A 22,529-nucleotide genomic window follows, 5' to 3' on the forward strand; every position below is an offset into this window, starting at 1 on the left:
GAAATTTACCGAGTGTTTACGACAACAGGTTATAAACACGAGCGATTCGACCGCTGCCACTGACGTTAACCGGCGATTCGAACGCGCCGATAAAGCAGGATTCACCCGGCTTGAGCACCAGTTGCTGATCCTGTTTGGTTAGCACCGCTTCACCGTCAACGCAGAACACGATGGCCGCGCTGTTTTGCGCCAGCGCCTGGGGAGCAGCGGAAAGGTCATGCAGTGAGAAGGCGAAATCTTCGACCGGGATTGGGAAGAACAGCTCGTCACCGCGTTTTTGCGGCTGGGTCAGCAGGCCGGATGCCGGTTGCGGACGGAACTGCAGATTGGCCAGCAATTCTGGAATATCGATGAATTTTGGCGTCAGGCCGGCACGCAGCACGTTGTCCGAGTTGGCCATCACTTCCAGCGCCACGCCTTTCAGGTAGGCATGTGGGGTTTCGGCATACAGGAACATCGCTTCGCCCGGCTTGAGCTGTACCACGTTCAGCAGCAGCGGTGAGAACAGGCCGCTGTCTTCCGGGTAGAAGCCGGCGATAAAGCGGATAGTGTCCCAGGTTTCGCCCTGTTGATTATTCAGCGCGGCTTTCAGTACCCCAAGCGCCAGCGATTTCTGTTCACCGCTCATCGCCAGCAGGCTGGCAAACAGGGACGACAGGTGGCTGATATCCGGCTGTTGCAGGAATGCGGCGATATCATGATGGGCACCGGCAATCGGCTGCAGCAGGGAAACAATGTCGGACAGTTCGCGGAAGCCGTTCATCGCCAGGAAAGGCGTCAGGGCGAACACCAGCTCCGGTTTGTGATTCGGATCTTTATAATTGCGCTCGGCGGCGTCCAGCGGAATACCGGCGGCATTTTCTTTGGCGAAGCCTGTTTCGGCGGCGGATTTACTTGGATGCACCTGAATGGACAGCGGCTGGTCGGCACACAGCACTTTGAACAGGAACGGCAACTCACCAAAGCGACTGGCAACTTCGGCACCCAATTGTTTAGGCTGATCTTCATCAATGACATCGCGCAACGAGCGCAAAGTGCCGTCGGCACCGGCCACGCGGGAGCTGCTTTTCGGATGAGCGCCCATCCACAGTTCGGCCATCGGCTGCCCTTGCGGGTTAGCAATGCCATACAGCTGGGTTAACGCGTCGTGACTGCCCCATGCATAGTTTTGCACTGCGTTGGTCATTTTTTGCATCTTGATAAACATCCTTTGCATTCCCGTCGAGGCGACGGTCAGTATCTGACAGTGAGTAAAACCTTGTGCGGCTTATCCTACACGCGAACCTTGGCGTAAAAACGGGGCGCGATCAAACAAGTAGCGTTCCGCAAGGCCGGCAAAGTATAGCGTGATAGCCACCCCGGTCACAATTCGGACGTCGGTTGGCAAAGCGGTGGGGGTGGATAAAAAAACACCGTTCCTTTTTGCGGGCAAATATATTTTTCGGCGTAAATGCAGACGTTGGCATTTTAGTCTGCTTCCTCAATTTCTATTTCAAACTGTGTTTTTTGAAGTGAATTATTACCGGCAGAATATATCTCTCATCATAATTATTGGGTTTGTATTGGCAATCACACAACTAGCTAAATTTAATGGGCAGCGTCGCTATACAGTGCAGGCAAATAAACTCACTGATTAAATTTTGCTAAATTAGAGGCGCTGATGAAAAAACTGCTACTGGTTCTGATGCTGTGCACTTCCGCAGCCCATTCGGCCGTCGTGGTCACCCATGCTTATGGTTATGGCGTTGCCCGGCCGGTGGTGGTCGCTCCAAGACCGGTGATCGTCGCGCCACGCCCGGTCGTGGTGGTGGCTCAGCCCGTGGTGGTTACACCGGCACCGGTGGTGGTCACTGCTGCCCCGGTAGCTCATCCTGTTGCCGCCGTTGCCGGTGCCGTCGGTGCGGGGGTGTATCGCCACAACGAGCGTCAGGACGCCTATGATGAAATCAATCATCTGCAGGACCAAAGAATTAACGCTTATAATCAACACCACCCTTAATCTGCGGGTTGAGAATAAATAATCGGAGCGCCAGACGGCGCTTTTTTATTGCTGATATTTACCTGCCGGGCTGAGAGAACCGACCCCAAAACAATATCCGTACAATAAGCCAGACAATGTTGAAAAAATGCTGTGAAGTAACTCTCTTAATGCGAATAGTTATTATGTCACTATACTGGTTGGGTGTGCCGGCGGGCTTGAGCGCGTTGGCGTAATCGTACATTTTTAGGAATTGTACTAAGGAGATCGTGATGGCAGCCGTTCGTATTGAAAAAGACTCTATGGGACCGATTGAAGTGCCGGCCGATCGGCTATGGGGGGCGCAAACCCAGCGTTCACTGGAGCACTTTCGCATCTCTTCCGAAAAGATGCCGACCGCCCTGATCCATGCGCTGGCGTTGACCAAACGCGCTGCGGCCAGCGTGAATATGGATCTGGGCCTGCTGCCCGCCGAACGTGCCAACGCCATCATCAGCGCTGCCGATGAAGTGCTGGCGGATCAACATACCAATGAATTCCCGTTGTCGATTTGGCAAACCGGCTCCGGCACCCAGACCAACATGAACATGAATGAAGTGCTGGCCAACCGCGCCAGTGAGCTGTTGGGCGGCGTGCGGGGGGAAGAGCGACGGGTGCACCCGAACGACGACGTCAACAAGAGCCAAAGCTCCAACGATGTGTTCCCGACCGCGATGCACGTAGCCGCGGTAATTGCAGTGCGTGAGCATTTGATCCCCGAACTGAAAGTGCTGCATAAAACCCTGAGCGACAAAGCAGAAGCCTACCGCGATATCGTCAAAATTGGCCGCACCCATTTGCAGGATGCAACGCCGCTGACCCTCGGCCAGGAGATTTCCGGCTGGGCGGCGATGCTGGCGCATAACCTGCAGCACATTGAGGCCAGTATCCCGCACATTTGTGAACTGGCCTTGGGCGGGACTGCCGTGGGCACCGGGCTGAATACTCATCCGGAATACGCGGTTCGCGTTGCCAGGGCGCTGGCTGACCTGACGAAACAGCCGTTCGTCACCGCCCCCAACAAATTTGAAGCGCTGGCGACCTGTGATGCGCTGGTGCATGGCCACGGCGCGCTGAAAGGGCTGGCGGCGTCGTTGATGAAAATTGCCAACGACGTGCGCTGGTTGTCCTCCGGCCCGCGTTGCGGCATCGGTGAAATCTCGATCCCGGAAAACGAACCGGGCAGCTCGATCATGCCGGGCAAGGTCAACCCAACCCAGTGCGAAGCGATGACCATGCTGTGCGCGCAGGTGCTGGGCAATGACGTGGCGGTGAATATCGGCGGGGCTTCCGGCAACTTTGAGTTGAACGTATTCCGCCCGATGGTGATCCACAACTATTTGCAATCTATCCGCCTGCTGGCCGACGGCATGCAGGGCTTTAATGAGCACTGTGCGGTGGGTATCGAACCTAATCGGGACCGCATCAGCCAGTTGCTGAATGAATCCTTGATGCTGGTTACCGCGCTGAATACCCACATCGGTTATGACAAAGCGGCAGAAATCGCCAAGAAAGCGCACAAGGAAGGGCTGACGCTGAAAGGCTCTGCGCTGAAGTTGGGCTACCTGACCGAAGAGGAGTTCGATCTGTGGGTGCGCCCGGAAGACATGGTCGGCAGCATGAAGAAGTAATTGATTGAGTCAGAAGCATAAGGCTTACTGAGGTAAGCCTTTTTTGTGGAAAAAATTCAATGTCACGTACCGCGCGTTTACTCGATTTAATGCAGATCCTGCGGCGGCATCGCTACCATGCGCTGGCGAAAATCGCCGACGTTCTGCCTGCGGCGCTGCGCGATGAATTGGAGGCCAGCACGCTGCTGATTGGCCCGGTGGATCTGGTGAAGGTGGCGGACGAGACTCTGGTGCTGATCCGCGAGGTGATCCGCCAGGAACGCAAACTGGCGGTGGATTATTGCGATCGTGACGGTAACCCCAGCGAACGTATTCTCTGGCCCTTTGCTCTGGGCTATTTTGAACAGGCGCGGATGCTGGTTGCCTGGTGTGAGCTGCGCCAGTCATTTCGCCATTTCCGTCTCGACCGTATTTGTCTGGCGACGCCGTTGGCGCAGCGTTATCCGCGTGGCCGCCGTTCGCTGATGAAAGAGTGGCACGAGACTCAGGGCATTCCGCCGCAGTAGGTAGACGCGCTCTATCAGCAGTGGCGCGAACAAGGGCTGGAGATGATTCAGCCGCCAGTGACGCTGGACTTCGGCTATAGCTTCGTCGCCTGCGATCCGGATGGTCATCGTCTGCGGGTGTACTGCCTCAGCGAGTAGGAGCGTCGGTATACAGATGCAACCGCTTGACCAGCAGCCGCAGCGGCCTGGCGTCCGGTTTGTATTTATGTTTCACCGCCGAGGCGTCGTAATTGAGCAATTCGCCAATCTTCGGCACCTGGGCACCGTTTTCCACCTGACACAGGGCAATCAGCGGCAGCGGGCAGGGGTGTTGCACCTGCTTTTGCTGCGGTTGATACCAAACCCGGGCGATGGGTTGCACTTTTACCGGTCGTTTGATTTTTAGCACCGCCTGCTGGGGCAGACGGCTGACGTCGTCGATCTCACGGCTGACCAGTTCGGCCCATTGTTCGCGATTATGGGGCGGTACCGCGCGTCCGGCCTTCAGGCTCTTTTCCAATTGCGCCAGAATATCGTCGCGTTTCACGTTCTTGATGATGTGCTTATTGGCCCAGCCGAAACGCACCGAATCCGGATTGGTCAGAACGGTGAGGGTACGATAGGCGCTGAGGGTGATCAGGCCATGCAGGTGGGTGTGGACGAAGTCAAAACGCTGCTCCGGTGCCAGGCCAGAGTCGATGGTGATAATCTGCTCCAGTTCGGCCTTCAGCCGGTTAATCAGGGCAATTTGCTGCTGCAACTCAGAGTATTCCGTTGCTTCCACCGCCAGGCAAATCACACCGGGCAGGCGTAACGCCGCCTTACTGCTGATGTTGTGCTTGTTGTGATGGATAAACAGCCGCTGATAGTGCTCCAACGCCAGTTCGCGCGCGGCCAGGCCCAGATGTTGCTCGACGGCAATCTGCGCTACGGCATCGTGCTCTTTACCTTTCTCGATTTCGGGCAGGCTGAATACCCGCCCAGCCAGCAAGCGCAGCGGCAGGATCTGCTGATGCAGGCTTGCCAGCGCCTGTTCAAGCTCGCTAAAGCAAGCATTCATCCTGCTGATTAAACCGTATTTATCCATCACTCGCTCCTATTTTAGTTACAACATACAATAAGAGACCCACAAACGAAAGGGCAACATTAGCAACGGTGTGGGTGGGGATACCGAGCGGTCCAGGCCTGACAGAGGGATTAAGGCCACCGCAGGCACCCATTGGGGCGGCGGTGGGCCAGAGATTAAACGCGTGCCGCTTCCGGCAGTTTCTTCAGGTAATGCACCACCAACAGGGCCAGCAACAACATCACGCTGATAAAGGCCACCACGCCATTCCAGCCAAAACTGTGCCAGAACACGCCGCCGAGGGTACCGGCGACGCTGGAGCCCACGTAGTAGCAGAACAGATAAAGCGAAGATGCCTGACCCTTGGCCCGACGTGCACGCCGGCCAATCCAGCTGCTGGCAACCGAATGGGCGGCAAAGAAACCGGCGGTAAACAGCATCATACCGATGAAAATAACCGCTACCGGTGCCAGTGCGGTAATCAGGATCCCGATCAACATAATCAGGGTTGACGCCAACAGCACCGGCCCGCGGCCAAAACGGGAGGTCATGGCACCGGCTTTCGGCGAGCTGTAAGAACCGGTCAGATACACCACCGACAGCAGGCCAACTATCGCCTGGCTGAGGTGATAAGGATCTGCCAGCAGGCGGTAGCCAATATAGTTGAACATAGTGACAAAACTGCCCATCAGCAGGAAACCTTCGGCAAACAGCAGCGGTAAGCCTTTGTCGTGCCAATGCAGCCGGAAGTTAATCAGCAGGGTACGCGGGCGCAACGAACTGGCGCGAAAATGCTTTGATTCGGGCAAGATGCGCCAAAACATGCAGGCCGCGGCCAACGCGAACAGGCCGATCACCGCCAGCGAAACCCGCCAGGAGAAGAAGTCGGTCAGTACCCCAGTCACCAGACGACCGCTCATGCCGCCGATGGAATTACCGCTGATATACAGCCCCATCGAAAAGGCGACAAAGCTGGGATGGATCTCTTCGCTCAGGTAAGTCATACCGACGGCGGCGACGCCGCTCAGCGAGAGCCCTATCAGCGCGCGCATCAGCAAGATACCTTGCCAACTGGTCATAAAGGCGCAAATCAGGGTGCAGATTGCCGCCAGCAGCAACGCTACCACCATCACCGATTTGCGGCCGATGGCGTCGGACAGCGGGCCGGTAAACATCAGGCCAATCGCCAATAGCCCGGTGGACACCGACAGCGACAGGCTACTTTCCGCCGGAGAGATGCCGAAGTCCTGTGACAAAACCGGCAGGATCGGCTGCACGCAATACAACAAGGCGAAAGTGGCCAACCCGGCAGAGAACAACGCCAGGGTGACGCGCATAAACTGCGGCGTTCCGCGTTCGATGTAGGGAAGTTTATTCAGGGTGGAACGTTGAGTTTTTGGCGCAGCAGCCGCATCGTCATTGGCGGCCAGCGTCGACGGCATATTGGCCGCAGAACGCACAGGGGTTGTCACAGTTTTTCCTTACCGAACTTGGCGTGATTTAAACAAGCACATCTTTGGTTAACAAAATCATAGGGAGAGGGCAGTTTTTTGTCTAATATATTAATAATTCAAATTAAGACGTTTAAAGTATGAATATCGAATTGAGGCATCTGCGTTATTTCATTGCCGTGGCAGAAGAGCTGCATTTTGGCCGCGCCGCGGAACGCCTGCGGATTTCCCAGCCGCCGCTCAGTCAGCAGATCCAGGCGCTGGAGGAAATGGTCGGCGCACGCCTGCTGGCGCGTAACAACCGCAATGTCAGCCTGACGCAGGCGGGGGAAATGTTCCTGAAAGAGGCCTATCAGGTGCTCGATCAGGTCGGCCGCGCGGCGGAGAAAGCGGCGCGGCTGGAACGTGGTGAGGTGGGTGAGTTGACCATAGGCTTCACCTCTTCGGCTCCCTTTATCAGCGTGGTGTCGCGCAGTTTGCGTGCTTTTCGCCAACAGCACCCACAGGTGCATATCAAAATGCGCGAAGTGAACACCAAGCAGCAGATCGAACCCTTACTCAATGGCAGTCTGGATCTGGGGGTGATGCGTAATACCCGCTTGCCGGACGCCTTAAAGCATCAACTGTTACTGTGCGAGCCGTTGGTGGCGGTGGTACCGGAAGGACACCCGCTAACCCATGTGGCGCCGGGCACGCTGCGTTTCCAACATCTGGCGGAAGAACCCTTTGTGTTTTTCTCACGCGAGGTGGGCACCGCGCTGCATGACGAGATCTTGTCGCTGCTGGCCAAAGCAGGGATCACTCCCTATATCACCCAGGAGGTGGGCGAGGCGATGACCATCATTGGCCTGGTGTCTTCCGGGCTGGGTATCTCGATTCTGCCGGCGTCTTTTGCCCGGGTTAAAATCGACGGTGTGCAATATTTACCGCTGGCGGAACCAGAGGCGATGACTGAAGTTTGGCTGGTTCATCATCGTCAACGGCCCCTGACCGCCGCGGCCAAATCCTTGATGGCATTACTGTTGCCCTGAACGCTGAACTGGGTAAATAAAACACAATCCGCAGTGAAAGTGGGGTGAATTTGTGCAGCAAATCACATAACGAATCAAATAGTTGACGCTGTATTACAAAAGCCCCACCATAGCCGATAGTCTTTATTTAGAAGCGCGAAAAATAGTAGGAGCAGGTTTGTGATTGCTGTTGGGCAGCCTGGGCATATCGATCAAATCAAGCAAACAAATGCAGGGGCAGTTTATCGGTTAATCGATCAACTGGGCCCAATTTCGCGCATCGAACTGTCAAAACGCGCTCAGCTCGCCCCCGCCAGTATCACCAAAATCGTACGCGAACTGCTGGAAGCCCATCTGGTTAAAGAAACCGAATTTCAGGAAGTCGGCAGTCGCGGTCGTCCGGCGGTTGGGCTGGTACTGGACACCGAAGCCTGGCACTACCTTTCCGCCCGCATCAGCCGTGGCACCATTACGCTGGCGCTGCGCGATATCAGCAGCAAACTGGTGGTGGAAGAGTTGTTGCCACTGGCCGCCGAACATCCCGATCCGCTGTTAAAACGCATTCTCGCTGAAGTCGACCAGTTCTTTATCCGTCATCAAAGCAAGCTGGAACGGTTAACGGCGATCGCCATTACGCTGCCGGGCATGGTCGACGCGATTTCCGGCGTAGTACACCGCATGCCGTTTTACGATGTAGAAGACATGCCATTAGGGCCTGCGCTGGAAACGCGCACCGGGCTGCCGGTTTATTTACAACACGACATCAGCGCCTGGACCATGGCCGAAGCGTTATACGGTGCTTCACGCGGCAGCCAGAACGTGATCCAGGTGGTGATCGACCACAACGTCGGCGCCGGGGTGATCACCGGTGGCAGGGTGTTGCACGCTGGTAGCCACAGCGTGGTTGAGATTGGTCATACGCAGGTTGATCCTTACGGTAAACGCTGTTACTGCGGCAATCACGGCTGTCTGGAAACCGTCGCCAGTATCGAAAATATTCTGGAAATCGCCCAGCAACGTCTCGGCACCTCAATGAGTTCCAGTCTGCACGGTGCGCCACTGACGGTTGAGTCACTGTGTGATGCGGCGCTGGCGGGCGACCAACTGGCTAAAGACATTATTCTGGGAGTGGGCCACAGCGTAGGCCGTATCCTGGCGATAATGGTCAATCTGTTCAATCCGGAAAAAATCCTGGTCGGTTCCCCGCTGAACCGGGCGGCAGAAATTCTGCATCCGGCCATTGCCTCCTGTATTAGCCAGCAGTCACTACCTGCCTACAGCGAGAAGGTCCAGGTGGAGTCCACGCAGTTCTTCAATAAAGGCACCATGCCCGGCGCGGCACTGGTGAAAGAAGCGTTATACAACGGCTCTCTGCTGGTACAGTTGCTGCAGGGCTAGCACCAATCAGCAATTCTTATCGTTTAACGACAAAAGGTTGAGCTACCTCAAGCCCCGTCCTCCTTGCATCCTCTAGACTTTTCCCGTTCGTCTCTTTCGCCGTATTTTCGGCGATATTTTGGTTAACGGTGCATCTCGGGGCAATTCATTCATGTTATCGCGTTTATTTGTTACAGGTACGGATACCGATGTCGGTAAAACCGTGGTTTCCCGCGCTTTATTACAGGCGCTGGCCGCGCAGGGCCGTTCTGTGGCCGGCTACAAGCCTGTTGCAGCACGCTGTCAGGAAACCAGCGAAGGCCTTCGCAATAAAGACGCTTTGGTTTTACAGGCATCCTCAACCCTGCCGCTGTCGTATCAGGAAATTAATCCCATCACCTGTCTGGAAGAAGTGTTTCACGCGCAACCCACCGACGATATCGACTACGGTGTGATGAGCAGTGGGCTGCAGCATTTGTCCGCCAAGGTCGATACCGTGGTGGTTGAGGGGAGCGGCGGCTGGCGCGTGCTGATGAACGATATGCGGCCTTACGCCGAATGGGTGATTCAGGAGCAACTGCCGGTGGTTTTGGTGGTGGGGATCAAACTGGGTTGTGTCAGCCACGCCCTGTTAACTGCGCAGGCGATCATTAATGATGGCTTACCTTTGCTAGGCTGGGTCGCTAACCGCATCAATCCGGGGCTGGCGCACTACGCTGAAACTATCGATGCGTTGCAGCAGCGTATTCCCGCGCCACTGCTGGGTGAAATCCCTTATTTGCCACGCGCCGAACAGCGTGAACTGGCGCGTTATCTGGATATTTCTCCGCTGCTAAACCGTTAGGCATTGTGATAGACCGACACCGAACGCAAGCCGCGCGATACGGTGGTGGCGATCACACAGGCCAGCAGAATGCCTGGCAGCAGGGTATATTCACCGGTCATTTCGAACACCATCAGCGCAGCCATAATGGGCGCGTGGGTGGTGGCCGCCAACAGCGTAGCCATGCCGGTTAACGCCATCAGAATCGGTACCGCACTGCCCAGCTCCGGCCAGATGGCACAGAGTTGCCCAACCACCGAACCCAGTGCCGCCCCGACAAACAGCGTTGGCGTGAACACACCGCCGGGCGCCCCGGAACCGCTACTGGCGAGTACTGCCAGCAACTTGCAGATCAGAATCGCGCCAACCAGCAATACGCCGGGGGGCGCACTGAGCAGCGACTGCACCACGCTGTAGCCATTGCCCCACACCTCAGGAAACAGCAGCGAAAGCAGCCCGACAATCAGCCCACCCAACGCCAATTGCAGCGGCGGTTTTAGCCGTAGCGAGCGGAATGCGCGACCGGAAGAGGACATGGCCCACAGGAACAACGGCCCACAGACGCCGGCTAAAACGCCGAGTAGCGCCATCAGCAGATATTGCACCGGCCAGGGCGCGGGCAGGGGTTCCACCAGATACAGCGGCGCCTGACCACCGTTAAGTAAATTGGTCACCAGCAGGGCGCTGACGGCAGCAATCACCACTGGGCCGAGTGAGGCCAGCATCAGGGTGCCAAACAGAATTTCAGCGATAAACAGGCTACCCGCCAGCGGTGCATGGTAGGCGCTGGCCATACCGGCAGCGGCACCGCAGGCCACCCACAGCTTCCACTCTTTCTCATGGGTGAAGCGCTGGGCAAAGACTGACCCCACTAAGGCTGCCAGCAGGATCATCGCCCCTTCGCGTCCGATAGCGCTGCCGCTGGAGACCACCAGCAGCGAGGCCAGACATTTCACCAGGCTGGCGCTGACGTCCAGTCGCCCATCACCGGTTTCTATCGCTTCCATGTAGTCGGTTGGGGCAACCTGCCGCTGGTGCTGATAACGCTGATAAACCCACAGCAGCAAACCCGCCGCCAATCCGCCTAACGCCGGGGTTAACGCTCTGCGCCAGCCCGGCATTGCCGCGGCTGCAGCCACCAGGCTGCCATCTTCGTGGTCGAGCAGTAACCATTCCAGCCCGAGCATCGCACGGTGAAACAGCCAAACCACCAACGCAGCGGCAATACCAAGAAAGATGGCGATAAACAGGCGGCGCAGCAGGGCGCGATAATGGTGCAGGTGGACCAATCGTTTCATGCGTCAGTAAAATCTTGAGAAAAATGAAAGGGTCGCTGAACATTGTGCTTGTCACCCCAACCGAAGGCCAGAGAATCTTTCCAGATTCGCCGACCGGCTCGTGGTTTGTCCGTCGTGGCGAGCCATGGAGTGGTTTATTTGTTACGCTGTCACCTTCTGTTCAAATGGTGCGTTTATCGCCAGTCAAAACAGGGAACCAGACACCGGTAACGGCAACCTTCAATTCGGCTGGTATAATTTAAAGCAAATAAGAATCCATGGTTTGTAATAACGCAATGACAAATAACGACACACCTGCTCTGATCGCCCATCGTCCCTTAATCCTGATTGCCTGCATGCTGGCGATGTTTATGTCCGCCATCGAGGCGACCATTGTCGCCACGGCGATGCCAACCATCATTGGCGATCTCGGCGGCTTTTCCCTGCTCGGTTGGGTGTTCGCGGTTTATCTGTTGGCGCAGGCCATCACCATTCCAATCTATGGCCGGTTGGCGGATCTGCTGGGCCGCAAACGGGTATTTTTCTTTGGCGCGTCGCTGTTTTTGCTGGGATCGATACTGTGCGGTTTCTCCCCCAATATGTACTGGCTGATTGGTTTTCGGCTGCTGCAGGGGCTGGGTGCCGGAGCGATTATGCCGACAGCCACCACCATTATTGGTGATATCTATAGTCCTACTGAGCGCCCTAAGGTAATGGGCTATATTTCCAGCGTCTGGGGCGTGTCGGCGATTATCGGGCCATTGCTGGGGGCGTTTATCGTTCAGCATTTGCCCTGGGCACTGGTGTTCTGGGTCAATTTGCCGATCGGGCTGCTGGCGATGTTTTTCCTCGCGCGTTATCTTCCCTCCAGCCGACAAGTGCGTAAACACGCGCTGGATCTGGCGGGTACCGCCTGGCTGACGCTGTTTGTTACCGCGCTGCTGTTGTCGCTGCTGCAGGCAGAAAATCTCGGTTGGTGGGTAGTGCCGCTATTGGCGTTGGCGGCCGTCTCGCTGATGTTGCTGGTCCGCCAGGAACGGCGTGCACCGGAGCCGCTGTTCCCGCTGGCGCTGTGGCAAAGTCGGGTGATTGTGGCTGGCAATATTGGTGGGCTGGTGATTGGTGCGGCGATGATGGGCATCAGTGCCTTCCTGCCGACCTTTATTCAGGGCGTGATGGGCGGAACGCCGCTAGAGGCCGGTACCACACTGGCGCTGATGTCGATTGGTTGGCCGTTGGCCAGCACCTTCAGCGGTCGGTTGATGCTGATGACCTCTTACCGCACCACGGCGCTGCTGGGGGCATTGCTACTGTTGGCCGGTGGCCTGATTCTGTTACTGCTGCAGCCGACCGGCGGTTTATTGTGGGGACGGGTAGCCGCCTTTATGGTCGGTGCCGGTATGGGGCTGTGCAACACCACGTTTCTGGTTTCGGTGCAGAATGCCGCTCACCACAGCATCCGTGGCATTGCCACCGCCTGTACGGTATTTACCCGCATGATGGGTTCGGCCATCGGTACCGCCATTTTGGGCGCGACATTGAACATCAATCTGCAAATTCGCTTGCCGCAAACGGCCGATCCGGTACAGCAACTGATGGAACCGGCAGCGCGTAGCGCAATGGCACCAGAAATCCTGACCGAGATGACGCAGCAGGTTGCCGCTTCTTTGCATTGGGTATTTTTGGTTTCTGCACTGTTGTCATTGCTGGCGTTGGCGGCAGCAATGCTGATCCCCGCGCGGCATCGACCACAGGGTGAGGGTGAAGAGGCGGAGCAGGCGTAAAAAAGGAAAGGGCGCACAGAGCGCCCTGAACAACAATTATTGCGAGGTTTTCGTATCCTGGCTGGTGCCGGTCTGTGCCGCGTCACCATTGTCATCGCCGTTGGCAAGGCGAGTATAAACAATCTTCTGCGTGTCGTTTTCGCAGTGGCCAACCACCAGCCCACCGGCCTGTTGGGCCTGATCGTTAGGCACGATATCCAGCTTGAAGCCAGATTCCGGCACGCCGTTTTTGACAATTTTCTGCGAAATGTCTGCCTGCACGCTTTCGCACGAGGCCAGGGCGGCCAGTGGCGCAGCGGCCACCAGCAGTGCACCCAAGATAAGCGCTTTTTTCATCAATTCGTCCTTATTTGAAAATGAGCATCCTTTGTCAGGATAGCAGCAACGGCGGCGCAGGGTAACGGCCACCGCGGGCTGCGACAAGATTAAGGATTAATCTGACGACCGGTCTGGCGATCCAGACATTTGCGGGTGTTTGGCTCCCAGTAAGCGTTCACGTTCAGGCTGTCGTCGCAACGATCTTCGCTGTCAATGGCCTTGTCTACCTTGTCGAACTCTTTCTCTACGCGGGTATTAACCTTATTACGCAGGGATTTGGTATCGTTGAACTGCTGTTTGCTCTGGCGGGCCGCTTCGGTACTCATGGCGCCGCTGTTGCTGCCATCGACGGTCACGCAGGTGCTGCCCTGTGTGCAGCTGGCGGCCAGTGCCGGAGCCTGCCAGGCACCCATCAGCATCAGCATGGCGACCGGCAGCATCCCGCGCAGCAGTCGTTGAGTCGAAAGTGTTTTCATCGTTTCATCCTTATGAGTTAGTGTTGCCTGATAACGGCAACACTGGCTTTGACTTGCCCGCAGGCGTGTTGATAAATATACCATCACGGCCTTGGACTGCACCAGTCAAGCACTGCCTCGTTTAGTTTACAGAGAGAAAGTTTCCCCCATGTTAAAGACCACTCTGCTATTTTTCGCCACCGCACTGGCCGAAATCATCGGCTGTTTCTTACCCTACCTGTGGCTGAAGAAAAGCGCCAGCGCCTGGCTATTACTGCCTGCGGCGTTCAGCCTAATGCTGTTTGTCTGGCTGTTAACACTGCATCCGGCAGCCAGCGGGCGAGTTTATGCGGCCTATGGCGGGGTCTATGTGGCGACGGCGTTATTGTGGCTGCGAGTCGTGGACGGGGTTAAGTTATCGGCACTGGACTGGCTGGGGGCGGGTGTGGCGTTAACCGGCATGCTGATTATCGTTTCCGGCTGGCGCGCGGCCTGAAAACGACGGCAGGGGCAACCCCTGCCGCACAGGATCAAGACTCGCGGTGGATGTTCAGCCCGGCAAAGGACTGGCTGACCGGCATGATTTCCAGCGAGTTAATGTTGACGTGGCCCGGCAGGGTCGCGACCCAGAACACCGATTCGGCGATATCTTCTGGCGTCAGTGCGTTAGCACCGTCGTAGACCTTATCCACCTTGCCGTCGTCGCCCTTGAAGCGCACGTTAGAAAACTCAGTACCGCCCACCAGACCCGGCTCAATGTCGGTAACCCGGATGCGAGTGCCGTGCAGATCGGCACGCAGGCCCAGGCTGAACTGCTTGACGAAGGCCTTGGTCGCACCATAGACGTTGCCGCCGGCATACGGCCAGTTGGCCGCGACCGAACCGATGTTGATCACATGGCCAATGTTGCGTTCGACCATGTCCGGCAGCAGGGCGCGAGTCATGTTCACCAGGCCTTTGGCGTTGGTGTCGATCATGGTTTCCCAGTCTTCGGCGTTGGCTTTGTGGGCGGGTTCCATGCCCAGTGCCAGCCCGGCGTTGTTCACCAGTACGTCAATGTGGCGCAGTGCCGTCGGCAGTTCATCAATCACCTGTTGAATGGCCGCGCGATTACGCACGTCGAGACGGACAATATGCAGTGCCTCGCCCAATTCGTCTTTCAATTCTTCCAGGCGTTCCATACGACGGCCGGAGGCAATCACCTGATGACCTTCGCGGATAAAGCGTCGTGTAATGGCCTCACCAAAACCGGATGTGGCGCCCGTAACAAAAATGATCATGTTGCTGTTCCTCAACTGTTTTTAACCTGGATGCTATTAGCATTAGCATAAACCTACTTCAAGTGGCAGTGGTTATCGGCATCCACGTTGAAAAACCGCCATCGCTGCTGCCAGACGGGCGGTTTTCGGTCAATTATTTAGGGGGAAAGCCAAGGCGGGCCAGACAGGCAGGCCCGCGGGAATGTTTATAGCTGCGGAGGGATGTGATACACCACACAGTCGTATTTGGTGTTTTCGCGGCGGCCGGCTACTTTGCCGCCCAGAGATTCGGCGATATGTCGGCTTGGGGTGTTCTGTTCGGCTACCGGGTAGATAAAGTGCCGCGGATGGTAGCGTTCACTGGCCCACACCGCCATGGCGTGAACAATTTCACGGCCATAGCCTTTGCCGTGCAGGTTTTCTTTCACCCAGATGCCCAGTTCTGGCGTGGTGTTATACAAATCGTGCACGCCACCCATGCCGACAAACTGTTTGGTATCGCGCATCCGGGCGATGTAAATCATTTCCTCGCCTTCGCGGATCAGCGGCAGCCAGGTTTGCCAAACGTTAGCAAATGCCTCCGGCGACTCCTCGGGCTCAAAGGTCATATAGCGCGTCAAGGTAGGGGTGATCGCCTGGTAGACATCGTCGGCGTCTGCTGCGGTAAATGGGGCAATCAACAACCGGTCGGTGTTAACGCGGCACTGAGAAAGGTCACTGTGAATCATTATTATTACCTCGCTTTTCAGGCCAAAACGGCAAAAAATCCGCACCGGTGAAACGGGGCGGATCATCGATATTACGTTGATTGGCGGCAGATGCGACTTATTTCTGCAATCGTTGAGGTGAGTGCGCTGCCGGGGCTGCGGCGGGTTTCCTTTGGCGTACCTCGCTGCCGGCGTTGGTGTCCAGGGTAAAGCAGTCGATCACCGCCAGCAGGGCAATCACGCCGATGACCACAAACGCCCACTGGAAATCGACCAAGGGGATGCGTTCGCCCGATTGCGGCATCAGCATCTCCGCCAACCGCAGCGCCAGCGCACCAATGGCGATCCCCAGCCCGCTGCCCATTTGCTGCGACACATTGAACAGGGTGTTGGCACCGTTCATCTGCGGCTGCGGCACCTCGGAAAAGGCCAGCGTATTGAGCGCGGTAAACTGCATGGAGCGCGTCAGCCCGCTGACGAACAGCAGCGCCAGAATCAGCCAGATCGGGGTCTGTGGCGTCAACAGTGCACAGGCGAAAATGGTAATGGCGTTCAACAAGCCGTTCACTACCAGCGTGGTTCGAAAGCGAAAACGGTAAAGCACCGCCGAGGTAAACGGCTTCATCACCAGATTACCGGCGAATACCGCCAGCACCAGCAGCCCGGCGTCAAAAGCGTTCAGACCAAACCCGATCTGAAACAGCAATGGCAGCAGGAAGGGCACGGCACCAATGGCGATACGAAACAGCGTGCCACCCCAAATAGTGACGGCGTAACTTTTTATCCGCATCGCCCACAGATTGATCAGTGGGTGGGCGGTACGTTTGGCATGCCGAACCGCCAGCGTGCCTAACGCCAGGCTGCCGGCAATGCACAGCGCCGGCACCAACCAGGACAGTTGCGGATGATTGATCAAGTCCAGGCCGAACATCAGACCGAAGCAGGCGATGCCGGTCAGCACGAAGCCGAGGGCGTCAAAGGGCACGCCTTTTTGTGGTGCTTCCTGCGGGATCAGCCGCCAGGCCAGCCACAGTGCGGCGATACCCAAAGGCACATTGAGAATAAAAATCCAGTGCCACGAGGCATAGGTAGTAATAAAACCGCCGACCGGCGGGCCGAGGATCGGTGCCACCAGCCCCGGCCAGGTAATGGTGGCGATGGCTTTGATCAGATCCGGCTTGGCGGTGTTACGCAGCACCACCAGGCGGCCGACCGGCACCATCAGTGCGCCACCGAAGCCTTGCAAAATACGGGCGGCGGTGAAGGTGGGCAGGTTAACGCTGGCGGCGCACAGCACCGATGCCAGGGTAAAAATCAGCACCGCCGCGGCGAAGATATTGCGGGCGCCGAAGCGGTTGGCGATCCAGCCGCTGGCGGGAATAAACACCGTCAGCGTCAGAATGTAGGCCGAGATGCCAATGTTCATGTCCACCGGCCGCACGCCGAAGGCCGCCGCCATCTGCGGCATGGCGGTAACAATCACCGTACCGTCGAGGTTTTCCATAAAGAAGGCGCCCGCCACCAGCAGCGGTAGCGCGCTGGCGCGTGAAAGCAAGCTCATGACAGAGCGCACCGGGCGGAGCACAAACAGAATGCAGGCATGACAGAAACCCCGTTTCAAAAATGTTAACGCTGGCAGAGTTTTGGAGCATAGCGCATCACACAGAGGTTAAAAAGAGGTTAAGGGAGTGATTATTAGCGGGCGCACTGATGGCGCCCGCTGGGGTGTTTACCGGCTTCAATTCTCACTCAGTCGTTGCCCCGTTGCGGCATCGAACAGGTGGATGGCCTCCGTGTTAGGCGCCAGCCACAGCGGCTGACCGCTCTCGGCATTAACCCGTCCGCTGAGTTGCACATGCAGGGGGTAACCGCCCCAGGTCAGGTGCAGCAGGCTGACATCGCCGGTGATCTCCATCAGGCGCAAAGTGGCGGCCGGTTGTTCACTGACGTCGACCAAATGGAAATCGTGCGGCCGTAGCCCGAGGATCACCGGGCTGCCGGGCGTCGCCAATCGCCATTTGGCGGGCAGCGGCAACCACAGTTCACCGCAGGTCACGCCGGGCCGATCGTCGCGCGGCGTGACGATACCCTCCAACAGATTCATTGGCGGTGAACCGATAAAACGCGCCACAAAGGTGTTGGCGGGCGCATCGTAGATCTCCAGCGGCTTGCCCTGTTGTACGATATTGCCGTCTTTCATCACCACGATTTGGTCGGCCAGCGTCATCGCTTCAATCTGGTCGTGGGTGACGTACACCGTGGTGGTCTTGAACTGTTGATGCAGCGATTTGATCTCGGCGCGCAGCTCCATCCGCAGTTGGGCGTCAAGGTTGGACAGCGGCTCATCGAATAAAAAGACTTTCGGGTTGCGCACCATGGCGCGGCCCATCGCCACCCGCTGGCGCTGGCCGCCGGACAGCTCTTTCGGATAGCGTTGTAAAAGATGGTCGATCGCCAGAATACGCGCGGCCTGCAGTACTTTGCTTTGCTGCTCGCTTTTGGCAACCTTCATCACCTGCATATGAAACGCCATATTTTCCGCCACCGTCAGGTGCGGGTAGAGCGCGTAGCTCTGGAACACCATGGCAATATCGCGATCGGCCGGATCCAGATCGTTGATCTTTTGTTTATCCAGCAGTATCGCACCTTCGGTCAGCGTATCCAGCCCGGCCAGCAAGCGCAGCAGCGTGGACTTGCCGCAGCCGGACGGGCCGACCAGCACGGTAAAACTGCCGTCGGGGATAGTTAAATCCAACGGGTTCAGCACCCGCTGTTTGCCGTAGTATTTGGCCACTTTTACCAGTTCGACACTAGCCATCAGACCATTTCTCCGGCGCAGGTTTTCAGGGTATTCCAGTCCAGATATTGGCGTGGCGAACTGCTGATGGCGTGGCTGGCGGCACGAATGCCCCAGCGCAGCGCCACTGCGGCCGAATGGCCGTGCAGGCAGGCCGTCAGAAAACCGGCGTTAAAACTGTCGCCCGCACCAATGGTATCGACCACCTTGATCGGATGTGCTGCCGCCTGCAACTGCCGTTCGCCACACCACAAGCGTGCGCCGTCCGGGCCGCATTTCACTACGCAGGCCGCATCGGCCGGCTGTTGCCGGTTCAGGGTACGGGCGGCGGTATACAGATCCTGATGGCCCGCCATGCCGCAGGTCTCCACTTCATTCAACAACAGCAGGTCGCAGAATGGCAGCCAGTCGGCGATCTGCCCGCGCAGCGCATCGCTCCAGCCCTGTGGCGGCCAGCCGGTATCGACCGCAATGCGGTAGCCGCGCTGACGTAGGGTTTGCAGCAACGCCGGATATTCTGCCAACAAGGCGGTGCACAGGAAGGTGCCGCACAGCAAAATAGTGTCGCCATTACCGGCGAACAGTGGGATCTGATGCAGTACGTCGTCCTGGCTCAGGCGGGTAATATGGCCCTGGTTGCTGAAAAAGGTGCGCTCGTTGTCGGGATGGGTCACGCCGAAGGTCAGCGAGGTTTCGCAACTGTAGGTCGGCCAGTACAGCGAGCTCTCCGGGAACAGCTGCGCCAGCCAGGGGCTGAAGTAGTCATTGCCCTGATTGGCCACCAGCCGATAGGGGGTTTCCAGCGCCGCCAGCGCCAGCGCGCAGTTGCCGGCCGAGCCGCCGGGGCGCAGTTCGCTGTGATCCAGCATTGCCTCGGTGCCTTTTTGCGGCCACTGTTGCAGGGTGCTCATGATCACGTCGACGTTGATATTGCCCACCACGTACAGCGTGGGCCGGGTGTTGGTACTCATCATGTTAATTTCCCTGAATAAATTAGCCCTTGCTGCCGCCGCTGGTTAAACCGCTAACCAGCGTTTTTTGCAGCCAGATGGCAATGAAAAGCGGCGGAATGGCAGCCAGAATGCCGACGGCGGCGATCAGCCCGTCATCGGTGGCGCGCCCGGCGGTGAAACCGGCGATGGTCACCGGCAGCGTCTGCGCCTGAATATTGCTGGTGAACAGCAGCGCGTAGAAAAATTCGTCCCAGGCCAGCAGCCAGCCAAACAGCGCCGAGGCCCCCAGCGCCGGCTTGGCCAACGGCAGCGTAATACGTAACAGCACCTGCCACTGACGTAACCCATCCAGCCGCGCCGCCTGTTCAATATCGATCGGCAGGGCGTCGAACTGGTTTTTCAGCATCCAGGTGAGGAACGGCAGGATCAGCGAGCAGTAGACCAGCACCAGGCCGATATGGGTGTTCAGCAACGCCAACTGCTGCAGGATAAAATACAGCGGCAGCACGAAGGCCACCGGTGGCACCATGTAAATCGCCAGGCTGGCAAACAGCCAACCGTCGCGGCCGGGATAGCGCGAGAAGCTGAACGCCGCCGGGATCGCCAGCAACAACGAAATCAGCGTAGCGCCGCAGGCCACCAGCAGGCTGTTGAACAGCGCGTGCAGGAACAAGGCACCCGGCTGGCCGGGCTGCAAAGACAGCAGGCTGCCGTAGCGCGAAAAGTCCCAGTGGCGCGGCAACCATTCCAGCGGCACCCGGGTGAGATCGGCCGAGGAACTGACGCTCATCAGAAACAACCACAACATCGGCGCGAGGATCGACACGGCCAGCAGCAGCGCAGCGCCGTAGCGCAATATCAGGCGGATTTTACGCTTCATCGGCGAGGCTCCTTCTGCGCTGGCGGAACAGCATCATCATGTACAGTGCGATCAACAGGCCGCACAGCAGGGTCATCAACACCGCATAGGCCGCGCCGCTGCCGGCCCGCAAATAGCTGAACGACTCCTGATAAACGAAGAAGCTGAGGGTCTTGGTGCTGTCCATCGGCCCGCCGCGTGTCATGACGTAAATGATGTCGAACACCTTGAAGGCGTCAATGGTGCGCAGCACCAACGCCACCGCCAGCGGAGCCAGAATGGCGGGCAGGGTGATGGCACGGAAGCGCCGCCAGGCGGAAGCACCGTCCAGTCGGGCGGCTTCATACAGGTCGTCCGGGATCGATTGCAACGCCGCCAGCGTCAGCAGGGTGATCAGCGGGTAGTTCTTCCAGATGTCCGCCAGCATGACTGCGTTAAGCGCCGAGGCCGGGTCACCCAGCCAACTGCGGTAGTGGTCAATCACCCCGAGCTGGGTCAACAGCGCGTTGATGCTGCCGTAATCCGGGTTGAAATTCAGCCGCCACATCGTGGCATTGACGATGGTGGGAAGCGCCCAGGGCAAAATCACCAGCACCCGTAGCACATTACGGCCGTGGAATTTCTGGTTAAGCAGCAGCGCCACCAGTACGCCGATCACCCCTTCGAACGCCACCGAAACCAGGGTGAAATACAGCGTGCGCCACAGCGCGGCCTGAAAATCCGGGTCGGTCAGGGCATAGATAAAGTTATCCGCGCCAACCCAGGCCGGCGTTATGTCGTTACCCACCAGTGCTGCGTCGGTAAAGCTCAGCCACAGGGTTCGGCCCAGCGGCCAGGCGGTTAACAGCAGCATCATCAGCAGCATGGGTGCCAGCAGCACCCATGCCTGACGCCGCTCACGTTGAGGTAAAGTGAGCATGATCATCGCTTAACGCAACCGTGCAGCGCTTTGGGTCGCGGCATCCAGCCCGGCCTGTGGCGTGACCTTGCCCTGCAGGATCTGCTGCAAGTCCTGCTGCAAGCCGTTGGACAACCGGGAGTAATCGGCGGTTTCAGGGCGCGACAGCATCACGTTCAGCGACTGCTTGGCGGCGGCGATCAGCGGTTCCTGACCTTTCTGCACCGCCGGGTCGTCGTAGGACGACTTCCAGATCGGCAGGCTCAGCTTGGCGTATTTGTCCTGCACCGGCTGCGAGGTCATGTAGCTGATGTACTGCCAGGCCTGATCGGGGTGGGCGCTGGCCTTGGCGATACCCAGCCCCATGGAGCCGTTCACCGCAGAAACCTGGCCCGCTACCGATCCCGGAGCCGGGACGATACCGACGTCACCGGCCACTTTACTCTGCTTCGGATCGTTGGCCATGTTGTACATGTAGGTCCAGTTGAGCGCGAAGGCCGCATCGCCGTTGGAGAATACCTTACGCACGTCCTCTTCCAGATACTCGCGGGAGTTCGGGTTGGTCAGCCCCTTATCCAGCGAGGCTTTCATATAGTCGACGGCCTGCAGAGAACCCGGGCTGGAGAAGGTGATTTTGCCCTGTTGGATAAACTGGCCCTTATAGGCGGATACCAGCGTGGTGTAGTCGCAAACCAGCGCCTCGGCCTGTGACCAGCTCCACACCAGCGGATATTTGACCACGTTTTTCTGCTTGAGAATTTCAGCCTGCTGCGCCAGTTCCTGCCAGGTTTGCGGCGGGGCGGTTATCCCGGCCTTGGCCAGCATGGCTTTGTTGTAATACAGGTATTTGGTGTCGAGGATCCACGGCATGCCCCAGCGCTTGTCCTTGTAGGTGACGGTGGTCATGGCACCGGCAAAGATCTTGCTGCTGTCGTCGGTGCTGATGCGCGAGGTGACATCTTGTAGCAGGCCGAATTTGGTGAATTCTGCCGGCCAGATGGCGTCGAACAGCACCACATCGTAGCCGTTGCTGCCAGCGCCGCGCGCCGCGACGATTTTATCGTGCAGCGCTTCGTAAGGGACAAATTCCAGGTTAACGGTGATATCCGGGTGCTGTTTGCTAAAATCCGCGGTCATGGCACGGATATCGTTTTCGCTGTAGGCCGCCTGGGTCATAAACAACGCGTTGATTTGCGTCGGGGCGGCATAGGCGGATGACAGGCTAAACGCCAGGGCAGACAGGGTACAAGCTGCCGTAGCGGCGAGGGTGTGGCTTTTCATTGTGCGTTCTCCGGTGTTAAAAAGATTCTTAAATCAATTTGATTGCTTTATTGGAGGGCACCATACTGCAAAGACGATTTC

General features: G+C 57.6%; 22 protein-coding genes and 1 pseudogene. 9 read left to right on the forward strand and 14 right to left on the reverse strand.

From position 1 onward, the window contains the following. Positions 1-16: 16 nt before the first annotated feature. The gene (gene manA / locus QOT07_RS11605; protein WP_099062079.1) at positions 17-1,195 is read right to left on the reverse strand and encodes a mannose-6-phosphate isomerase; all 1,179 of its coding nucleotides are present in this window, start codon (positions 1,193-1,195) and stop codon (positions 17-19) included. Between the two features lie 465 nt (positions 1,196-1,660). Between manA and QOT07_RS11610 the strand changes: the two genes are divergently transcribed. The 4 genes and pseudogenes from QOT07_RS11610 to QOT07_RS25900 all read left to right on the forward strand — a co-directional run. After that, positions 1,661-1,999: a hypothetical protein gene (locus QOT07_RS11610; RefSeq protein ID WP_099061876.1), complete on the forward strand. Its 339-nt coding sequence runs from the start codon at positions 1,661-1,663 to the stop codon at positions 1,997-1,999. A 251-nt stretch (positions 2,000-2,250) separates the two neighbouring features. Further along, positions 2,251-3,648 carry a class II fumarate hydratase gene (fumC, locus tag QOT07_RS11615; RefSeq protein ID WP_207977028.1) on the forward strand — a complete coding sequence of 466 codons (1,398 nt, stop codon included), beginning with the start codon at positions 2,251-2,253 and terminating at the stop codon, positions 3,646-3,648. A 59-nt stretch (positions 3,649-3,707) separates the two neighbouring features. Continuing rightward, positions 3,708-4,154: a helix-turn-helix transcriptional regulator gene (locus tag QOT07_RS11620; RefSeq protein WP_283603150.1), complete on the forward strand. Its 447-nt coding sequence runs from the start codon at positions 3,708-3,710 to the stop codon at positions 4,152-4,154. After that, a pseudogene (locus QOT07_RS25900) lies at positions 4,155-4,292 on the forward strand (VOC family protein); the annotation flags it as partial. On the opposite strand, the gene tus reads toward QOT07_RS25900, so the two are convergent. After that, positions 4,282-5,220: a DNA replication terminus site-binding protein gene (gene tus, locus QOT07_RS11625; protein WP_283603151.1), complete on the reverse strand. Its 939-nt coding sequence runs from the start codon at positions 5,218-5,220 to the stop codon at positions 4,282-4,284. The pseudogene QOT07_RS25900 and the gene tus overlap by 11 nt on opposite strands. A 155-nt stretch (positions 5,221-5,375) precedes the next feature. Then, positions 5,376-6,641 carry an MFS transporter gene (locus tag QOT07_RS11630; RefSeq protein ID WP_219016097.1) on the reverse strand — a complete coding sequence of 422 codons (1,266 nt, stop codon included), beginning with the start codon at positions 6,639-6,641 and terminating at the stop codon, positions 5,376-5,378. 149 nt (positions 6,642-6,790) lie between these two features. On the opposite strand from QOT07_RS11630, the gene QOT07_RS11635 reads away from it, so the two are divergent. The 3 genes from QOT07_RS11635 (at position 6,791) to bioD (ending at position 9,881) form a co-directional block, all read left to right on the forward strand. Beyond that, the gene (locus QOT07_RS11635; protein WP_129934770.1) at positions 6,791-7,681 is read left to right on the forward strand and encodes a LysR family transcriptional regulator; all 891 of its coding nucleotides are present in this window, start codon (positions 6,791-6,793) and stop codon (positions 7,679-7,681) included. Positions 7,682-7,840: 159 nt separating this feature from the next. Then, on the forward strand, positions 7,841-9,058 hold the full coding sequence (gene mlc / locus QOT07_RS11640; RefSeq protein ID WP_099061881.1) for a sugar metabolism global transcriptional regulator Mlc: 1,218 nt from the start codon (positions 7,841-7,843) through the stop codon (positions 9,056-9,058). A gap of 151 nt (positions 9,059-9,209) precedes the next feature. After that, the gene (gene bioD / locus QOT07_RS11645) at positions 9,210-9,881 is read left to right on the forward strand and encodes a dethiobiotin synthase (RefSeq protein ID WP_099061882.1); all 672 of its coding nucleotides are present in this window, start codon (positions 9,210-9,212) and stop codon (positions 9,879-9,881) included. Here the strand turns inward: bioD and clcB are convergent. Further along, positions 9,878-11,158, reverse strand: a complete 1,281-nt coding sequence (clcB, locus tag QOT07_RS11650) for a voltage-gated ClC-type chloride channel ClcB (RefSeq protein ID WP_099061883.1) — start codon at positions 11,156-11,158, stop codon at positions 9,878-9,880. The genes bioD and clcB overlap by 4 nt on opposite strands. 275 nt (positions 11,159-11,433) lie before the next feature. Between clcB and QOT07_RS11655 the strand changes: the two genes are divergently transcribed. Further along, on the forward strand, positions 11,434-12,921 hold the full coding sequence (locus tag QOT07_RS11655) for an MDR family MFS transporter (RefSeq protein ID WP_283603152.1): 1,488 nt from the start codon (positions 11,434-11,436) through the stop codon (positions 12,919-12,921). 36 nt (positions 12,922-12,957) lie between these two features. Here QOT07_RS11655 and QOT07_RS11660 read toward each other — a convergent pair whose 3' ends face one another. Beyond that, entirely contained in the window at positions 12,958-13,257 is a 300-nt protein-coding gene (locus QOT07_RS11660) for a DUF1161 domain-containing protein (protein WP_283603153.1), read from the reverse strand. An 89-nt stretch (positions 13,258-13,346) separates the two neighbouring features. After that, a complete protein-coding gene (locus tag QOT07_RS11665; protein ID WP_099061886.1) occupies positions 13,347-13,715 on the reverse strand; it encodes a DUF1283 family protein in 369 nt (122 codons plus the stop codon). Between the two features lie 148 nt (positions 13,716-13,863). Here QOT07_RS11665 and QOT07_RS11670 point away from each other — a divergent pair, with 148 nt between their 5' ends. Then, on the forward strand, positions 13,864-14,190 hold the full coding sequence (locus tag QOT07_RS11670) for a YnfA family protein (RefSeq protein WP_099061887.1): 327 nt from the start codon (positions 13,864-13,866) through the stop codon (positions 14,188-14,190). A 34-nt stretch (positions 14,191-14,224) separates the two neighbouring features. Here the strand turns inward: QOT07_RS11670 and ydfG are convergent, their stop codons facing one another. The 8 genes from ydfG to QOT07_RS11710 form a co-directional block, all read right to left on the reverse strand. Beyond that, the gene (gene ydfG / locus QOT07_RS11675) at positions 14,225-14,974 is read right to left on the reverse strand and encodes a bifunctional NADP-dependent 3-hydroxy acid dehydrogenase/3-hydroxypropionate dehydrogenase YdfG (RefSeq protein WP_099061888.1); all 750 of its coding nucleotides are present in this window, start codon (positions 14,972-14,974) and stop codon (positions 14,225-14,227) included. 185 nt (positions 14,975-15,159) lie between these two features. Next, positions 15,160-15,681: a GNAT family N-acetyltransferase gene (locus QOT07_RS11680; protein ID WP_283603155.1), complete on the reverse strand. Its 522-nt coding sequence runs from the start codon at positions 15,679-15,681 to the stop codon at positions 15,160-15,162. A gap of 97 nt (positions 15,682-15,778) precedes the next feature. Further along, positions 15,779-17,221, reverse strand: coding sequence for an MFS transporter (locus QOT07_RS11685; RefSeq protein ID WP_283603156.1), 1,443 nt, complete (start codon positions 17,219-17,221; stop codon positions 15,779-15,781). Positions 17,222-17,398: 177 nt separating this feature from the next. Further along, a complete protein-coding gene (locus QOT07_RS11690) occupies positions 17,399-18,478 on the reverse strand; it encodes an ABC transporter ATP-binding protein (RefSeq protein ID WP_207977016.1) in 1,080 nt (359 codons plus the stop codon). Then, on the reverse strand, positions 18,478-19,431 hold the full coding sequence (locus QOT07_RS11695; RefSeq protein WP_283603157.1) for a carbohydrate kinase family protein: 954 nt from the start codon (positions 19,429-19,431) through the stop codon (positions 18,478-18,480). The genes QOT07_RS11690 and QOT07_RS11695 overlap by 1 nt, the downstream gene beginning before the upstream one ends. A gap of 19 nt (positions 19,432-19,450) precedes the next feature. Continuing rightward, the gene (locus tag QOT07_RS11700; protein ID WP_085116666.1) at positions 19,451-20,290 is read right to left on the reverse strand and encodes a carbohydrate ABC transporter permease; all 840 of its coding nucleotides are present in this window, start codon (positions 20,288-20,290) and stop codon (positions 19,451-19,453) included. Beyond that, entirely contained in the window at positions 20,280-21,188 is a 909-nt protein-coding gene (locus QOT07_RS11705) for a carbohydrate ABC transporter permease (protein WP_283603159.1), read from the reverse strand. Before QOT07_RS11705 ends, QOT07_RS11700 begins: the two co-directional genes overlap by 11 nt. A gap of 9 nt (positions 21,189-21,197) precedes the next feature. Next, positions 21,198-22,448, reverse strand: a complete 1,251-nt coding sequence (locus tag QOT07_RS11710) for an extracellular solute-binding protein (RefSeq protein ID WP_283603160.1) — start codon at positions 22,446-22,448, stop codon at positions 21,198-21,200. Positions 22,449-22,529: the final 81 nt, after the last annotated feature.

This window comes from Serratia proteamaculans (assembly GCF_949794035.1).
GTDB lineage: Bacteria > Pseudomonadota > Gammaproteobacteria > Enterobacterales > Enterobacteriaceae > Serratia > Serratia proteamaculans.

Bases quoted from the DNA above. Each gene is read 5' to 3' on its own strand.
- manA (WP_099062079.1), bottom strand. From the start codon at position 1,195: ATGCAAAAAATGACCAACGCAGTGCAAAACTATGCATGGGGCAGTCAC.
- QOT07_RS11610 (WP_099061876.1), top strand. From the start codon at position 1,661: ATGAAAAAACTGCTACTGGTTCTGATGCTGTGCACTTCCGCAGCCCAT.
- fumC (WP_207977028.1), top strand. From the start codon at position 2,251: ATGGCAGCCGTTCGTATTGAAAAAGACTCTATGGGACCGATTGAAGTG.
- QOT07_RS11620 (WP_283603150.1), top strand. From the start codon at position 3,708: ATGTCACGTACCGCGCGTTTACTCGATTTAATGCAGATCCTGCGGCGG.
- tus (WP_283603151.1), bottom strand. From the start codon at position 5,220: ATGGATAAATACGGTTTAATCAGCAGGATGAATGCTTGCTTTAGCGAG.
- QOT07_RS11630 (WP_219016097.1), bottom strand. From the start codon at position 6,641: ATGCCGTCGACGCTGGCCGCCAATGACGATGCGGCTGCTGCGCCAAAA.
- QOT07_RS11635 (WP_129934770.1), top strand. From the start codon at position 6,791: ATGAATATCGAATTGAGGCATCTGCGTTATTTCATTGCCGTGGCAGAA.
- bioD (WP_099061882.1), top strand. From the start codon at position 9,210: ATGTTATCGCGTTTATTTGTTACAGGTACGGATACCGATGTCGGTAAA.
- clcB (WP_099061883.1), bottom strand. From the start codon at position 11,158: ATGAAACGATTGGTCCACCTGCACCATTATCGCGCCCTGCTGCGCCGC.
- QOT07_RS11655 (WP_283603152.1), top strand. From the start codon at position 11,434: ATGACAAATAACGACACACCTGCTCTGATCGCCCATCGTCCCTTAATC.
- QOT07_RS11660 (WP_283603153.1), bottom strand. From the start codon at position 13,257: ATGAAAAAAGCGCTTATCTTGGGTGCACTGCTGGTGGCCGCTGCGCCA.
- QOT07_RS11665 (WP_099061886.1), bottom strand. From the start codon at position 13,715: ATGAAAACACTTTCGACTCAACGACTGCTGCGCGGGATGCTGCCGGTC.
- QOT07_RS11670 (WP_099061887.1), top strand. From the start codon at position 13,864: ATGTTAAAGACCACTCTGCTATTTTTCGCCACCGCACTGGCCGAAATC.
- ydfG (WP_099061888.1), bottom strand. From the start codon at position 14,974: ATGATCATTTTTGTTACGGGCGCCACATCCGGTTTTGGTGAGGCCATT.
- QOT07_RS11680 (WP_283603155.1), bottom strand. From the start codon at position 15,681: ATGATTCACAGTGACCTTTCTCAGTGCCGCGTTAACACCGACCGGTTG.
- QOT07_RS11685 (WP_283603156.1), bottom strand. From the start codon at position 17,221: ATGAGCTTGCTTTCACGCGCCAGCGCGCTACCGCTGCTGGTGGCGGGC.
- QOT07_RS11690 (WP_207977016.1), bottom strand. From the start codon at position 18,478: ATGGCTAGTGTCGAACTGGTAAAAGTGGCCAAATACTACGGCAAACAG.
- QOT07_RS11695 (WP_283603157.1), bottom strand. From the start codon at position 19,431: ATGATGAGTACCAACACCCGGCCCACGCTGTACGTGGTGGGCAATATC.
- QOT07_RS11700 (WP_085116666.1), bottom strand. From the start codon at position 20,290: ATGAAGCGTAAAATCCGCCTGATATTGCGCTACGGCGCTGCGCTGCTG.
- QOT07_RS11705 (WP_283603159.1), bottom strand. From the start codon at position 21,188: ATGCTCACTTTACCTCAACGTGAGCGGCGTCAGGCATGGGTGCTGCTG.
- QOT07_RS11710 (WP_283603160.1), bottom strand. From the start codon at position 22,448: ATGAAAAGCCACACCCTCGCCGCTACGGCAGCTTGTACCCTGTCTGCC.